Raw genomic sequence first — 13,882 nt, 5'->3', positions numbered from 1 at the left:
GGAACACCCCGTCCGCCGGTTTCACAACATGCTGCGTTGGCAGGTCTCCCGGCTTGCGGAGCAGGTTTTACCCTTCGATGCCCACCTTCCCGACTCCGTATGGAATCAGTGGCTTGGGCATCTCTCCGGTGACGGTCGCGGGGGCGGCTGCGCTTCGGGCCCGATTTAGCGGAGCCCTATCGCATTCCCTCTTCGCCTGTCGTAGGACAGGAACCAACGCAGGACCACCATTCGTCCAAGCCTCGCACTTGTCAAGCCGAAGGAATGTGATGACTTCTGATGGAAAGGACGCTGAAGACGGCGCCGTCGGCACCGATCTTTCGCCGGATGCGCGCCACGCGGACAAGATGGCGAAAAAGAAGGCCGCCCGCGACCGCATCATGGCGACCAAGAGCGGTGAAAAGGGCCTGATCATCGTTCATACCGGCGCCGGCAAAGGAAAATCGTCCTCCGCGTTCGGCATGATCGTGCGCTGTGTGGCTCACGGCTTTCCCTGCGCCGTGGTGCAGTTCATCAAGGGCGCCTGGGATACCGGCGAGCGCCGCCTGCTCACCGGGCATTTCGGCGATCTCTGTCAATTTCACGCCATGGGCGAAGGCTTTACCTGGGAGACGCAGGATCGCGCCCGCGACATCGCGGCAGCGCAAGCCGGCTGGGAAAAGGCCAGGCAGCTGATCGCAGACCCAAGCCTGCGCATGGTCGTGCTCGACGAGATCAACATCGCGCTACGCTACGATTACCTCGCGATATCAGATGTCGTCGACTTCCTGACCACGTCGAAGCCGCCGATGACCCATGTCGTGCTCACCGGGCGCAATGCCAAGGAGGAGCTGATCGAGATTGCCGACCTCGTCACCGAGATGACGCTGGTGAAGCATCCGTTCCGCTCCGGCATCAAGGCCCAGCCGGGCGTCGAGTTCTGACAGACATCACCATGGCGCGCGCATTGATGATCCAGGGAGCCGGCTCGGACGTGGGCAAATCGCTCATCGTCGCCGGCCTTGCGCGTGCCGCCCGACGACGCGGCCTGCGCGTACTACCGTTCAAGCCGCAGAACATGTCGAACAACGCGGCGGTGACCGTCGACGGCGGCGAGATCGGCCGCGCTCAGGCGTTGCAGGCGCTCGCCGCCGGCGTCGAGCCGCACACCGACATGAACCCGGTGCTGCTCAAGCCCGAGACCGATGTCGGCGCCCAGATCATCGTGCACGGCAACCGGATCGCGACCGCACGCGCGCGCGAATATGCCGGCATGAAACCATCATTGATGGGCGCGGTGCTGGAGAGTTTTGCGCGCCTGAAGCAGCGCGCCGATCTGGTGCTGGTCGAGGGCGCCGGCAGCCCCGCCGAGGTCAACTTACGCAAGTCCGATATCGCCAATATGGGTTTTGCGCGCAAAGCCGACGTGCCCGTGGTGCTGGTCGGCGACATCGACCGCGGCGGCGTGATCGCGCAGCTGGTCGGCATCAAGACGGTGATCGACCCTGATGATGCGGCGATGATCCAGGGCTTTGTCATCAACAAGTTCCGCGGCGATCCGACGTTGTTCGAGGACGGCTACCGCTTGATCGAAGAGCGCACCGCCTGGCGCGGCTTTGGCGTGCTGCCCTGGTTCGTCCGCGCCGGCGAACTTCCGGCCGAAGATGCGCTCGGGCTCGGCGAGGCGCGCAAGCCCGGCCAGTGCAAGATCGCGTTCCTTGCGCTGTCGCGGATCGCGAATTTCGACGACCTCGATCCGCTGAAGCTCGAGCCCGGCGTCGATCTCGTGATGGTGCGTCCAGGCGAAGCCATCCCGGGTGATGCGAAGCTCGTCATCATGCCCGGCTCGAAATCGACCCGCGGCGATCTCGCCTTCCTGCGCGCGCAGGGCTGGGACATCGATCTCCTCGCGCATCATCGCCGCGGCGGCCATGTCCTCGGCCTGTGCGGCGGCTACCAGATGCTTGGACACAGCGTCGCCGATCCCGATGGGATCGAAGGTCCTGCCGGCGAAACACGCGGGCTCGGGCTGCTCGATGTCACGACCACGATGACCGAACAGAAGACACTGACACGCGTCAGCGCGGTGCATGCCGCGACCAGCCAGCCGATCAGCGCTTACGAAATCCATATCGGCCGCACCGACGGCCCGGATCGCGCGCGGCCTTTTGCGTTGCTTGATGGTACGGCTGAGGGCGCGGTTTCCGCAGATCGGCGCGTTCACGGCAGCTATCTGCACGGGCTGTTCGCCTCGGACGAATTTCGCAAGGCTTTCCTCGCGCAACTCGACATCGCGGCGGCCGATCAGCCCTACGGCGCCAAGGTCGAGAGCGCGCTCGACGCACTTGCCGAACACATCGAGACCCATCTCGATGTCGAAGGCCTGCTCGCGCTGGCGCGTTAAAGCGAGATGATTCCTTCTCACCTCGCCCCGCGTGCGGGAGAGGTCGGAACGCATCGTTAGATGCGTTCCGGGTGAGGGGGAGTCTCCGCAACCGCAGCTGTCGCCGAATACGCGGATACGGCCCCTCACCCCAGCCCTCTCCCCGTAAGAACGGGGAGAGGGAGCGCAGCGCCGTCGCAATCAGCGCGACAGCACGGCGGAAAGGCGAGACCATTCGCTCTCACTGCCCAGTAAGCCGAGGCGCAGCCATCCCGGTTTCTGCTGGAAAACCCGCGACCAGATCTGTGCACGGGCAAGCTTCTCCTGCGCGGCCAACGCATCGCCGGTCTCGTAGAGCCGGAACAGCGGTGTGCCGCCGACCAGCGTCCATCCCTGCGATCGCGCCATTGCATCGAGCCTGACGCAGTCGTCCGCGAGCCGCGCGGCCGTCGCCGTTGCCCAGTCGCGATCGAGCAACGCGCGCCGTCCGATCGCAATCGCGGCGCCCGAAACCGGCCAAGGGCCCGCCATCGCGGCAAGCGCGGCGATGTCCGCCTCGCTGCCGACAGCGAAGCCGAGCCGCAGGCCGGCAAGTCCGTAGAACTTTCCGAAGGAGCGCAGGATCAGCAGCCCGGCGCGTCCTGCTTCCGGTGCAAGGGACAGGTCAGGAACGGCGTCCGCAAAACTCTCGTCGATGACGAGCCGGCCAACGCGCGGCAGCAGTGCCAGCAACTCGCGCCGATCATGGCGTCGTCCATCAGGATTGTTCGGGTTGACGACGACGGCAATGTCCGCACCCGCCAGCGCGGCGAGATCGGTCACCTCGGCGACGTCCCAGCCGGCCGCCGACAACACCGCGGCATATTCATTGTAGGTCGGCGCCAGAATCCGGCGCCCGCTCCTTGAGCGCCAGATGCGGCAGCAACTGAATCGCGGCCTGCGCACCGCCCATCGCCACGATCGGCGCCTTGGTGGCATAGGCCTGCCCCGCGGCGTCGTGCAGCGATTCAAGATTGGATCGCGACGGCAAGGCGCTCCATTGCCGCGGCTCGACATCGACCAAGGGATACGGCACCCGATTGATCCCGGTCGACAGGTCGATCCAGTCGTCCGCGGCGCCGCCGAAGCGCCGCTGGGCGACATCAAGATTCCCGCCGTGCTCACGCATGCGCCGCTCCTTCACGCCAGCGCCAAGACTAGCAGCGACCCGGCCAACAGAATCATGGCGTAACGATAGAGTTTCAGCCCGGTGAGGACGTCAGCGGCAGCCGGATCGCGCGCCCCCTCGTTCAGCCAGGGCTCATCGGCGATGTGACCGTGATAGATGCGAGGACCGCTGAGCCGCACGCCGAGCGCGCCGGCCATCGCAGCTTCCGGCCAGCCGGCGTTCGGCGAGCGATGCCGACGTGCATCGCGCAACATGCATGACCACGCCTGCGAACGGTTCGGCGCGAGCAGCACGAACAGAACACCCGTCAACCGCGCCGGAATGCGATTGGCGAGATCGTCGATCCGGGCGGCCGCCCAGCCAAAGGCTTCGTGTCGCTCGGTGCGATGACCGATCATGGAGTCCAGCGTGTTGATCGCCTTGTAGCCTAGGATCCCCGGCAGGCCGAACAGCGCGCCCCAGAACACCGGCGCCACGATGCCGTCGGATGCATTCTCGGCGAGGCTCTCGATGGTGGCGCGCGCGATGCCGGCGTCGTCGAGCGTTGCCGGATCTCGCCCGACGATCTGCGCGACCGCCGAACGCGCGGCCGTGATGTCGCCGGATAGAAGAGGATTTGCGACCGCGGCGACATGGTCATGCAGCGAGCGCACGGCAACCAGCGGCCATGCCAGCACGCCGACAAGGACAACGCGAACCCATCCGGGTGCGAGCACGGACTGAACGGCCCAACCGAGCGCAATCACCAGCGCGATCACCAGGATCGCAGCCGCAATGCCGGCCACGCGACGAAACGCCGGCGGGTCGGAGGCGCGGTTCCAGGCGCTGTCGACAAGATGGATCAGCCGGCCGAGCCAGGTCACGGGATGGCCGATGCGGCCAAACAGCCACGCCGGCCAGCCGATCAGGGCATCTACCGCCATCGCCACCGCCATTGCTCCCGCAAAACCCACGATAACCCTCTCCTCGCCGCGGTCCCCCTGATGCGCAAGACATCGGCCGAGTGCAAGCCCTCCGTGACGGATTTCGGCTTTGTCTTTCTCCGCGATTGGTGGTTAGAGCGTTTGTGAACGACGTGCGTACCGGTCGCACAGGAGATGATATGGCCGTCATTCTGATCACGGGGGGAGCGCGGTCCGGCAAAAGCCGGCGCGCCGAACTTCGTGCGCGCAGCTTTCCGGGACAGCCGGTCTATATCGCGACCGCCGAGGCGCTCGATGCGGAAATGGATGAGCGGATCGCCAAACATCGCGCGCGGCGCGGCAGCGACTGGATCGAGCGCGAGGTGCCGCTCGATCTGGTTGAAGTGCTGTCCGGGACCGATGGCGCTGGTGCAAGGCTGGTCGATTGCCTGACGCTCTGGCTATCCGATCTGCTGCATGCCGGGCGCGACTGGTCGCAGGAAGTGACGCGGCTGGCGGATGCGCTGTCGCGCCAGCACGGCCCGGTCGTGCTGGTCACCAACGAGGTCGGTCTCGGCATCGTGCCAGACAATGCATTGGCGCGGACGTTCCGCGACGCCGCAGGAATCATGAACCAGACTATCGCCGGCATCGCAGACGAGGTCGAGTTCGTCGTTGCGGGCCTGCCGATGAAGCTTAAATGAAGTCCGAGATCGATCCCGCCAAAGGCCCCGCGATGGTCTCATTCGACGATACGTTTCGCCGCCAACTGCACGAACTGTTCGTGTGGCGGCGCGACGTGCGGCGGTTCCGGGCCGATCCGCTGCCGGATGGCGCGATCGAGCGGCTGATCGAGATCGCCTGCCTGTCGCCTTCGGTCGGCCTGAGCCAGCCCTGGCGGTTCGTCATTGTCGACGACAAGACACGACGCCGCGCTGTCATCGACGACTTCAAGGCCTGCAACGCCGATGCGCTGCGGTCCTATTCGGGCGAGCGCGCCACAAAATACGCAGCGTTGAAATTATCGGGCCTCGAGGAAGCGCCGGGCCATCTCGCCGTGTTCGCCGAGAAGACCGACCGGATCGGCGCCGGTCTCGGCCGCGCGACGATGCCGGAGACGTCGGAATATTCCGTGGTGGCCGCGATCTGCTCGATGTGGCTTGCCGCGCGCGCCGAAGGCATCGGCATCGGCTGGGTATCGATCCTCAATCCAGAACGCATTCATGGCGTTCTGGAAATCCCGGACTCCTGGAAATTTATCGGCTATCTCTGCATCGGTTACCCCCAGACCGAGTGCGACCGCCCGGAGCTCGAACAGGCCAAATGGGAATCGCGGCGAGGTCCGGATGAATTCACCATCCGACGCTGACCGAGCCCCTGCCGGCGACGGCACCTTGAGCTGTGACGCGCACTGGCGCGCCGACATCGCCTCGCTGGTCTTTCCCGTGCCGGAGCACCGCGCTATCTGCGCGGTGCGTCGGGGCGCCTTTCGCACGCTGCTGGGCACCGATCCGACGGTGGACGCATGTCTCGCCCATTTCAGGCGGTTTGAACCAGCCTTCAAGGCAGCCGCACGCGCCAAGATCGAGCGCAAGCGCATTCCCCTTGGAACAAATTTGCATCTTACCAGTCGCGACATCACCCGAAAGCTGCTAGAAGCCGATCAAATCGAATGTGGAGAACGACCATGAGCCAGTCCCAGACCGCGCAAACCCAGGTTACTCAAGCTCAGGTCACGCATCTGCCGATCGCTACCCGACAGGTCGGACGGCTTGCACAGTCGTTGATGGCCATGACGCTCGGCCTGTTCATCGTCGGCGTGGTCGGCTTCTCGCACATCGACGTGATCCACAACGCCGCGCATGACGTGCGCCATTCCAACGCCTTCCCCTGCCACTGATCTCGTTGGCATGAGCACGTTTCGCTCGATCGTCTTCTCGTCGGTCATTGCCGGGTTCATCGTCGGCCTGATCGTCACGGCGGTCCAGCAATTCGGCACCGTTCCCCTGATCCTCAGGGCCGAGGTCTACGAGAAGGCGGCCACGCACAAGCACGAAGCCGCCGCGCCACCGCAGGTGATCCTCGTCCATGATCATGCGGATCATGATCATGGCGCGGAGGCCTGGGAGCCGCGCGACGGTTTGGAACGCAACGTCTATACCGCGGGGGCAAACATCCTGACTGCGATCGGTTTTGCGCTTCTGCTCTGCGGCTTCCTCGCGGTTCGCAGCGGCGCGACCGGCGAGCGGATCTCGTGGCATGAAGGCTTGATGTGGGGCCTCGCCGGTTTCGCCGTCTTCACCATTGCTCCGGGCCTTGGACTGCCGCCTGAATTGCCGGGGGTCCCCACCGCTCCGCTGCTTTCGCGCCAGATCTGGTGGGTGACGGCGGTGCTGGCGACCGCAGCCGGCCTCGGGCTGATCGTGTTCCGGCGCTCGATGCCGGCCGCCATCGCCGGCGTGGTCCTGATCATGCTGCCGCATCTAATCGGCGCGCCCGAGCTGGAGCACGTCGAGACCAACGTGCCTTCGTCCCTGTCGCATCAGTTCATGGTCGCCGTCACGCTGACCAGTCTGGTGTTCTGGTCCCTGCTGGGCAGCCTGACGAGCGCCGCATTCGCCTATTTCGACCAGCCAAGCTCATCCGCTCGCGGGTGACAGCCGCTGCCGGAAGAACGCCAGGATCTCATCGCGGGCCGCGATGGTCGGCTGGCCGGCCTCGTCGATCAGATGCACAGTCACGACGCTGTGCGGTGTCGTGACGAAATTCCGGAAGAACGGCGGCGCATCGCGGTTCGCCGCGCCGTCGGGAAGCACCCGCCCAATGAAGCGGTCGCCGAGTGCCTCGCGATAGGCCGCAAAGCGCTGCGCCATGCAGAACTTGTCGCCCTCAAAGCGATAGGCCAGCACGGTCAGGTCTTCGCGTTCCAACCGCTCGCGGACCGCCTTGACCTCCTCCGGCGCGATCTCGATGCCCGCCGGATCGTTCAATGGCAATGACGGCTGCGAAAGCACCGGCGCCAGCATCGACGGCTCCAGCATCATGGTGAGCGCGAAATTGCCGGTAAAGCACATCCCGATGGCCCCGACACCGGGACCGCCGCATTCACCATGGGCAAATCGCGCCAGCGCGCGCAGCCATTGCGTCACGGGACTCGACCGGTTTGCGGCCATCGCGCGAAACTCCGCGCTGACGCAGGCGCGCTGAAACACCGCGGCGCCCTCCTCTGCGCTCGCGACAGCGCCGTCACGGCCGAACAGCGACGGCATATAGACGGTGAAGCCGGCATCGCGAACCCAGCGGGCGAAGCGCGCCACATGCGGGCTGATGCCCGGCATCTCCGCCATCACGATCACCGCAGGACCTTCGCCGCCAACATGAACCGTCTTGCCGGCTCCATCGAGGGTGATCTGGCGGCGCTCGAAATCCTCGAGCGGATCGTCCTGGGTCATCGGCCGGTTCGGCATCGGCGGTCCTCCTGATCGAGATCGGCAGCGTCTCGGCGTCAGAGTTGCGATTTTCCGGCCCGGCAGCTAGTGTCAAAAATGACATTGATCGCGGATTTTATGACATGACCAGGATCGCGGTTGTCGAGATCGACGGCTGCCTCGCGTCAGCGGCCGCCATCACCCACGACGTGCTGGCCACCGCCAACCGGATCAGTACGACGAAGCGCACGCGCTTCGAGGTGACGACGCTGCGTTTTGGGCCGAGGCGGCGCGCCGCCCGATTGCGCGGCGCCGACCTCGTCATCGTTCCCGGGCTCGGCTCGGCATCGGCCGGCGAGCTGGAGCGGAAGCTGGCGACACCGGCATGCCGGCACGCCCGCGACATGCTGGTGACGGCGTTCGCGAACGGCGCGATGCTCGCCGCGTCCTGCGCCAGCAGTTTCCTGCTCGCGGAGACCGGCCTGCTCGACGGCAAGCGAGCGACCACGACATGGTGGTTCGCGCCGCTGTTCCGGCAACGCTATCCGAACGTCGAACTGATGACGGAGCGGATGGTGGTGGCCGACTGGCCGATCGCAACCGCCGGCGCGGCGATGGCGCAGATGGACCTGATGCTTGCGGTGATCGCGCGTTTCGGCAGCCCGGCGCTGGCCAAGGGCTGCGCCAATTACCTGCTGCTTGGCGAGCGGCATTCGCAGGCGCCGTTCATGGCGATCAATTATCTTGCCAGCCAGGACCCCAAGGTCGCCAGGGCCGAGAAATGGGTGCGCAGCAACATCGCGCGCGACTTCACGATCGGGGACGTTGCCGCTGCCGTCGCGCTGACGCCGCGGACATTTGCCAGACGGCTCGAGGCGATCTGCGGCGTGTCGCCCATTCAATTCGTGCAACGCATCAGGATCGAGACGGCTCGGTCGTTGCTCGAGACCACGCGCCTGTCGGTCGAAGAGATCGCGGGCAAGGTTGGATATGCCGAGCCCTCGACCCTCCGCCGGCTGATCCGGCGCGAAACACGGCATTCGCCGCGGCATTTCCGTTCAGGCGGTTGATCCGCAACGACGCCACATCCGCGATGAAATCATCACGCCGACAGCCACGCGAAGGCGCGGCGCAAGAATGCCGGCGCATCCTTTTCGACTGGCGTGCCATGGGCCATCAGCACCTTTTCGGCGGGCCACGCCAGGATCCTCTGCAAGGCCGCACGCGCCGCGCGGCGGCCCGTGAAGGCAACGCGGAACTTGCGCGGCACCGACGGCTCCGGCCCGACCATCAGGTCGAGTTTCGCGATCGTTGCCCTCCAGCCCGAGACCAGTTCGGGAGGAATCTGCTGCAGCAAGTCGGTGAACAGCACGGTGCCGCTTTCGACATGGAAGAACACCACCTCCGTGGTGATCAGGTTGCCGCGCATCACCACTTGATCGATCTGTCCGGCCCAGTCGAGGCTCGGCGCGTCCGCGAGATCGGCGTCGAAGCCGAGGTCACGGCGCCGATTGCGCAAGCCCGGCGGGGCGTGGAGCACAGCGGCCGGATAGGCCCGCTTCCACTCGGCGAGGAACAGATGATGCAGCGAGTTGGGCGCCACGATGTGCCTGACCTGGCCGAGCGCGTTGACGCCGGCCTGCAATTGCTCCGTCAACCGGACCGGCGACCAGATGAAAAGGGCACCGTCCGCCAGCCTGACGATGGCCATCCGGGTCGGATAGTGAAACCCGGCGACCGCAAGGTTCGGTCCCCCGGCAATCCAGATGTCGTGGCCGAACTGCTGCAATACCGCCATTCGCGATGAACCTTGACCGTCGGGCTCCGCATCCAACCCCGCACGCTGCCGCCGGCGTTGCGGGTTCATTTACCATGCCCGGCGTGACAGGCCGCGGACAAGGGGCAATGTCGATCATCGGTTCCGATTGCGCCGCAGCCAATTGCAACGATCGGGTTTACGCAACCTTAGACGATTTGATCCAAATGTTGCGCGTGCACGACGCGAATGGGATGAAGCGGCCGATGTCGCAGAAGTCGGACCTCGAGGGACACAGGCTGGCCTTCGCTGATGACGCCGCCCGTCACCTCGCAGCGGATGACGCAGGTCGTGGCGCCGCGATGCCGCGCCCAACCATCAACCGAACTTCGAATGCGTCCACAGGTCAGCCGCAGGCGGCAATCGCGCATTCACCGCAGTCCGGCGCGGGCGTGCTGGTCTCCGCGCTGCATGAGGCCGACTGGCTCACGGCTGACCGTGTCACGGCCTTCACCCGGGTGTTTCTCGTCCTGTTCATCGGCTGCATCGCGATCATCCCATGGGCTGCGCCGACGATGGATGTCGGCCATGATTTCGCGGCGTTCTGGACCGCGGCGAAGCTCGCGCTCGAAGGCCGCGCCGGCGACGCCTATGGCGACGCAGGCCGCGCCGCTGTAGCCGCCGTGCTCGGTCAGAACACCTACGCACCGTTCTTCTACCCGCCGACGTCGCTGCTGTTCTGGATGCCCTTCGCACTGGTTCCCTTTGCAACGGCGGCCGTCGTCTGGATCTTCGCGACCGGCGCCGCCTATGCAGCCGCGGTGACAGCCACGCTCGAGCGCGGCTCCGTCGTTCCCGCGCTCGCCTTTCCCGCCGTGTGGGTGTGCGCGCTGTTCGGACAGAATTCGCTGCTCTCGGCGGCCCTGCTCGGCGGATCGGCCGTCACGCTGGACCGCTACCCGGTGATCGCCGGCGCGTTGCTCGGGTGCTTCAGCTACAAGCCGCAGATCGCGCTGCTTGCGCCGCTGTTGCTGATCCTGACTCGGCGCTGGCGCGCGCTGGCTGCAGCGGCCGCAACGACGCTCGTGCTTGTGCTGGCGGCCACCGCCTTCTTCGGAATCGACCCGTGGATCAAATTCGTTGCCGTTCTGCCGGAGGCAAGCGCCTGGAGCCTCGGCGGCGGACCCGGTTTCGAGAAGTTCGCCAGCCCCTATGCCGCGGTCAGGCTGGCCGGCGGATCCAGCAGCACGGCCTGGCTCGTCCAGGTGACCGCGGCCGCGATCGCGATCGCCGTCCTGATCCTGGTGCTGCGAAAACGTCCCGGCGGCGCCGCCGAGATCGCGCTGATGGTGGCGATGACCGGCCTGTGCGTGCCGTCGCTCGGCAACTATGAGGTCGTGATCCTGGCGATCCCGGGCGCGTGGCTGATCGCCCAGGCGCTTGCGCAGGGCTGGCTGCCCTATGAACGCATCGCCCTCGCTGCGCTTTATTTGACGCCATTCGCCATGGTGCCTGCGGGCGCCAACGGCCTGCAACTGGCACCGATCGCCGCCGCGGCAGTTGCCATCCTTGTCGTGCGCCGCATCAGGCATCTGCCGCCCTCGGACAGCGAAATCGTGCAGGCCTGACGCCCTAAGCGAAGCTATGACCCACAAACGACGACCCATATTGGCTGTCGTCCCTGCGAAAGCACTAGTGCATGCACGTATCTCTGAGGCTCCATCCTGCAGCGACGGCATGGAAGTATTCGAGGCCGGCTTTGAAGGTGATGGGGCCTGGCGGCTTGGACGACCGGTAGCCGTCCCAGCCGCCGAGGCGACCGATGATCCATGCGGCCCAAGCGAGGGTGTCGGGCAGGTGTGGATTCTTCAGCTTTTTGGTTCTGGCCTCGAGCTGCTGATTGAGGGCCCTCAAGGTGGCGATCTCATCGCTGTTAAAGGTCGTGGAGATGCCCTGCTGGCCACCGTTGCGCGCCTGCAGGAGCTGGATGGTAATGACCGCGGCTTTAGCAGCGATGGTGACCAATTTGAGAAGCCGCTCGGCGATGCCGATCTGGCTATCCTCGAGCTTGAAGCCCTGTGTCTTGAGGACGCGGAAGAACTGCTCGATGATCCAGCGCTGCTTATACCAATCGACGATGCGCCAACCATCGTCTGCATTGGCGACCTTATGTGAGGTGATGAGACGCCAATGCAGCGGTTCGACGTCGGGACCGGCATTGATCTCGCGGACGTCAACGATGGCGAGCGGCAGGCTTTTCGGCAAGTTTCGCAGGAACTTGCTCTGAGGTCGGGCAAGCTCGATCGCGCCGAAGCGAAGTTCGAGGTCCGCCTGACGCGCAGGCCGTTGCGCACGTGCGGGCAATTGGACGGTGCGCCGCTGCACCGGCGCCATGGCATCGATGGCCACGTACAGACCCGTCGCGTCGGCCAACTTGCGATCATGCATGCTGCGAGCGATCACGTGGTGGTTTTGCTCGGCCGCGCCGGCATAAAGAGCAAAAATATCGCTCTCGCGGTCACCAAGCAGGGTCACCATTGCGGCGCCCGCGAGCAGCGGCTTGGCCGCAAGGGCTGTGGTGAGCCAGCGCTGCGATTCCTTGTCTGACAGGTCGCGGCTGTCATGCGAGACGGTCCGGCGGCCCTCACGCGTCCACACCTCGCCGCTCAGAAGTCCCAGACAAGTGCCATTGTCCGCATCCACCGCCAGCAGCGGGTGCAGCAGCACGCCGTGATTATTGCCCTTGCCGATTTCTCCCAGCCCGCGTCGGCGTCGTGCGGTGGTGTTGAAGTGGATCTCGCTGGTGTCCTGGATCGCCAGCACATGGCGGCCTCTCACCGCCGCAACCGTGCTTTCGCTCCAGCTTTCGATGATCCGCTCCGTTGTCACCTTGTCATGGCCCAGAAAGCGGTTGAACCGCACTTCCAGCGCACGATCCCCTCGGGAAAGCCGCCGCAGGCACACATCCTTGCCCGCAACCATGCGTCCGACAAGCGTCGCCCCCCTTTATCGAGGCGACGATCCCCGAACCGGCCCAACGTCCAGTCAATCCGCGACAACATGCCGGCACCTCCACCCAAACCGAAGTGCCGCAATAGGAATCACATGGATCGCCAATTCTGGAATCCCAGCCTTGCTACCCGAGTCAATCGGTCGCATCAGATGTGTGCATGCACTAGTGCGAAAGCAGGGACCCACAACCACAAATGCTGATTGTTGAACGATGTTGGGACAACAAGTCCCACTCACAACACCTGCCGCGGCGTATGGGTCCCTGCTTTCGCAGGGACGACACCGAACAAGCTGTTTGGTAGTTAAATCCGAAAACCAATGTGGCTCATAACGCCGCAACGCGACGAACCGCACGTTGTGCTGCTATCCAGCCGGCATCAGGATCGCCTCCCGCGCCGCGCGCCAGCTCGCCTCGTCGGGTGCGCACAGCAAGCCGCCGGTCAGATTGACCGGCCGGTAGGGTGATCCGTCGAAATGCGCGCTGTAGCCGCCGGCCTCGCGATGCAACAGCCAGCCAGCGGCATGATCCCACGGCATCAGCTTGTTGTAGAACAGCAGGTGGCAATGTCCGGACGCCGCCATGCGATACTCATGCGCGGCGCATCTGAGCCAGGCGCTGCCGCCGAGCCTGGAAAGATTGCCGGCGACAATCGTGCGCAGCGGCTCGGGCAGGAAGTTGACGCCGACGATCGCATCCATCTGCTTGACCGGCACGGCGGGAGCCACTTTGAGGTCATGCTGCCGGCCGTCCGGCATCGCGAGCCACGCGCCCTCGCCGCGCAGCGCGAATGCGGTGTCGTTGCTGACCGGATCATGGATCGCACCGAACACGATCTCGCCGCGCATGGTGGCCGCCACCATGGTGCCGAACAGCGGCAGGCTCGAGGTGAAGTTCCGCGTGCCGTCGATCGGATCGATGATGAAGGCAAGCTCCGCGGTTCCGACCTGATCGAGCGCGGCCGGATCACGCGCGGTGCCCTCCTCGCCGATCACAACCGCATTCGGAAACGCCCGCAGCAGCGCCGCCGATATCGCCTGCTCCGCCAGCTCATCGGCTTCGGTGACGACGTCGAATGCCGATGTCTTGGTGCGGACCTCGATCTCCCGCACGCGGCGGAACCGCGGCATGATCTCGCTGCGACCCACTTCGGCAAGGATGGCTCCGATATTCAGCGTATCGGCATGGGACAGTTTCACGCGGCATTCTCCTGCGTTGCGCCGGCATCCTATCGTGGAATTGCGACTGCGTGGCGG

Annotated in this window: 14 protein-coding genes, 1 pseudogene and 1 riboswitch; of the genes and pseudogenes, 9 read left to right on the top strand and 6 right to left on the bottom strand. The window is 65.3% G+C overall.

Going from position 1 to position 13,882, the window contains the following annotated elements; all coding sequences use genetic code 11:
* Window positions 1–21 precede the first annotated feature (21 nt).
* A riboswitch (cobalamin riboswitch) is annotated at window positions 22–233 on the bottom strand.
* Window positions 234–269: 36 nt separating this feature from the next.
* Window positions 270–923: a cob(I)yrinic acid a,c-diamide adenosyltransferase gene (cobO, locus tag ACSKB9_RS39425; RefSeq protein ID WP_438079689.1), complete on the top strand. Its 654-nt coding sequence runs from the start codon at window positions 270–272 to the stop codon at window positions 921–923.
* 11 nt (window positions 924–934) lie between these two features.
* Window positions 935–2,383 (top strand): cobyric acid synthase, encoded by a 1,449-nt coding sequence (locus ACSKB9_RS39420; RefSeq protein WP_438079688.1) that lies wholly within the window; start codon window positions 935–937, stop codon window positions 2,381–2,383.
* 180 nt (window positions 2,384–2,563) lie between these two features.
* Here the strand turns inward: ACSKB9_RS39420 and cobD are convergent.
* Window positions 2,564–3,530 (bottom strand): annotated as a pseudogene (gene cobD, locus ACSKB9_RS39415) (threonine-phosphate decarboxylase CobD).
* A gap of 11 nt (window positions 3,531–3,541) precedes the next feature.
* A complete protein-coding gene (cbiB, locus tag ACSKB9_RS39410) occupies window positions 3,542–4,465 on the bottom strand; it encodes an adenosylcobinamide-phosphate synthase CbiB (protein WP_438080598.1) in 924 nt (307 codons plus the stop codon).
* A 167-nt stretch (window positions 4,466–4,632) separates the two neighbouring features.
* Between cbiB and cobU the strand changes: the two genes are divergently transcribed.
* From cobU to ACSKB9_RS39385, 5 genes are read left to right on the top strand one after another with little or no spacing between them, the layout of a single operon-like run.
* The gene (cobU, locus tag ACSKB9_RS39405; RefSeq protein ID WP_438079687.1) at window positions 4,633–5,136 is read left to right on the top strand and encodes a bifunctional adenosylcobinamide kinase/adenosylcobinamide-phosphate guanylyltransferase; all 504 of its coding nucleotides are present in this window, start codon (window positions 4,633–4,635) and stop codon (window positions 5,134–5,136) included.
* A gap of 32 nt (window positions 5,137–5,168) precedes the next feature.
* The gene (bluB, locus tag ACSKB9_RS39400; protein WP_438080596.1) at window positions 5,169–5,801 is read left to right on the top strand and encodes a 5,6-dimethylbenzimidazole synthase; all 633 of its coding nucleotides are present in this window, start codon (window positions 5,169–5,171) and stop codon (window positions 5,799–5,801) included.
* The gene (locus ACSKB9_RS39395) at window positions 5,779–6,123 is read left to right on the top strand and encodes a hypothetical protein (protein WP_438079686.1); all 345 of its coding nucleotides are present in this window, start codon (window positions 5,779–5,781) and stop codon (window positions 6,121–6,123) included. The genes bluB and ACSKB9_RS39395 overlap by 23 nt, the downstream gene beginning before the upstream one ends.
* Complete coding sequence (locus ACSKB9_RS39390) at window positions 6,120–6,332, top strand: CbtB domain-containing protein (RefSeq protein ID WP_057015885.1); 213 nt, start codon at window positions 6,120–6,122, stop codon at window positions 6,330–6,332. The genes ACSKB9_RS39395 and ACSKB9_RS39390 overlap by 4 nt, the downstream gene beginning before the upstream one ends.
* A gap of 10 nt (window positions 6,333–6,342) precedes the next feature.
* On the top strand, window positions 6,343–7,089 hold the full coding sequence (locus tag ACSKB9_RS39385) for a CbtA family protein (protein ID WP_438079685.1): 747 nt from the start codon (window positions 6,343–6,345) through the stop codon (window positions 7,087–7,089).
* Here ACSKB9_RS39385 and ACSKB9_RS39380 read toward each other — a convergent pair.
* On the bottom strand, window positions 7,072–7,899 hold the full coding sequence (locus ACSKB9_RS39380) for a dienelactone hydrolase family protein (protein WP_438079684.1): 828 nt from the start codon (window positions 7,897–7,899) through the stop codon (window positions 7,072–7,074). The two genes, ACSKB9_RS39385 and ACSKB9_RS39380, sit on opposite strands and share 18 nt — an antisense overlap.
* 104 nt (window positions 7,900–8,003) lie before the next feature.
* Between ACSKB9_RS39380 and ACSKB9_RS39375 the strand changes: the two genes are divergently transcribed.
* The gene (locus ACSKB9_RS39375; protein ID WP_438079683.1) at window positions 8,004–8,930 is read left to right on the top strand and encodes a GlxA family transcriptional regulator; all 927 of its coding nucleotides are present in this window, start codon (window positions 8,004–8,006) and stop codon (window positions 8,928–8,930) included.
* A gap of 32 nt (window positions 8,931–8,962) precedes the next feature.
* On the opposite strand, the gene ACSKB9_RS39370 is transcribed toward ACSKB9_RS39375, so the two are convergent.
* Window positions 8,963–9,658, bottom strand: coding sequence for a DUF4336 domain-containing protein (locus tag ACSKB9_RS39370; protein WP_438079682.1), 696 nt, complete (start codon window positions 9,656–9,658; stop codon window positions 8,963–8,965).
* 224 nt (window positions 9,659–9,882) lie between these two features.
* Here ACSKB9_RS39370 and ACSKB9_RS39365 point away from each other — a divergent pair, with 224 nt between their 5' ends.
* Window positions 9,883–11,244, top strand: a complete 1,362-nt coding sequence (locus tag ACSKB9_RS39365) for a glycosyltransferase family 87 protein (protein WP_438079681.1) — start codon at window positions 9,883–9,885, stop codon at window positions 11,242–11,244.
* Between the two features lie 64 nt (window positions 11,245–11,308).
* Here the strand turns inward: ACSKB9_RS39365 and ACSKB9_RS39360 are convergent, their stop codons facing one another.
* Together ACSKB9_RS39360 and ACSKB9_RS39355 are read right to left on the bottom strand one after the other, a co-directional pair.
* The gene (locus tag ACSKB9_RS39360; protein WP_438075419.1) at window positions 11,309–12,598 is read right to left on the bottom strand and encodes an IS4 family transposase; all 1,290 of its coding nucleotides are present in this window, start codon (window positions 12,596–12,598) and stop codon (window positions 11,309–11,311) included.
* A 393-nt stretch (window positions 12,599–12,991) separates the two neighbouring features.
* Entirely contained in the window at window positions 12,992–13,825 is an 834-nt protein-coding gene (locus ACSKB9_RS39355; protein WP_438079680.1) for an inositol monophosphatase family protein, read from the bottom strand.
* Between the last annotated feature and the right edge of the window lie 57 nt (window positions 13,826–13,882).

This window comes from Bradyrhizobium sp. BR 1433 (assembly GCF_051547665.1).
GTDB classification, from domain to species: Bacteria; Pseudomonadota; Alphaproteobacteria; order Rhizobiales; family Xanthobacteraceae; genus Bradyrhizobium; species Bradyrhizobium australafricanum.
Note: the sequence above shows the minus strand (reverse complement) of the source record. Positions and strands in the feature narration are given on the sequence as shown.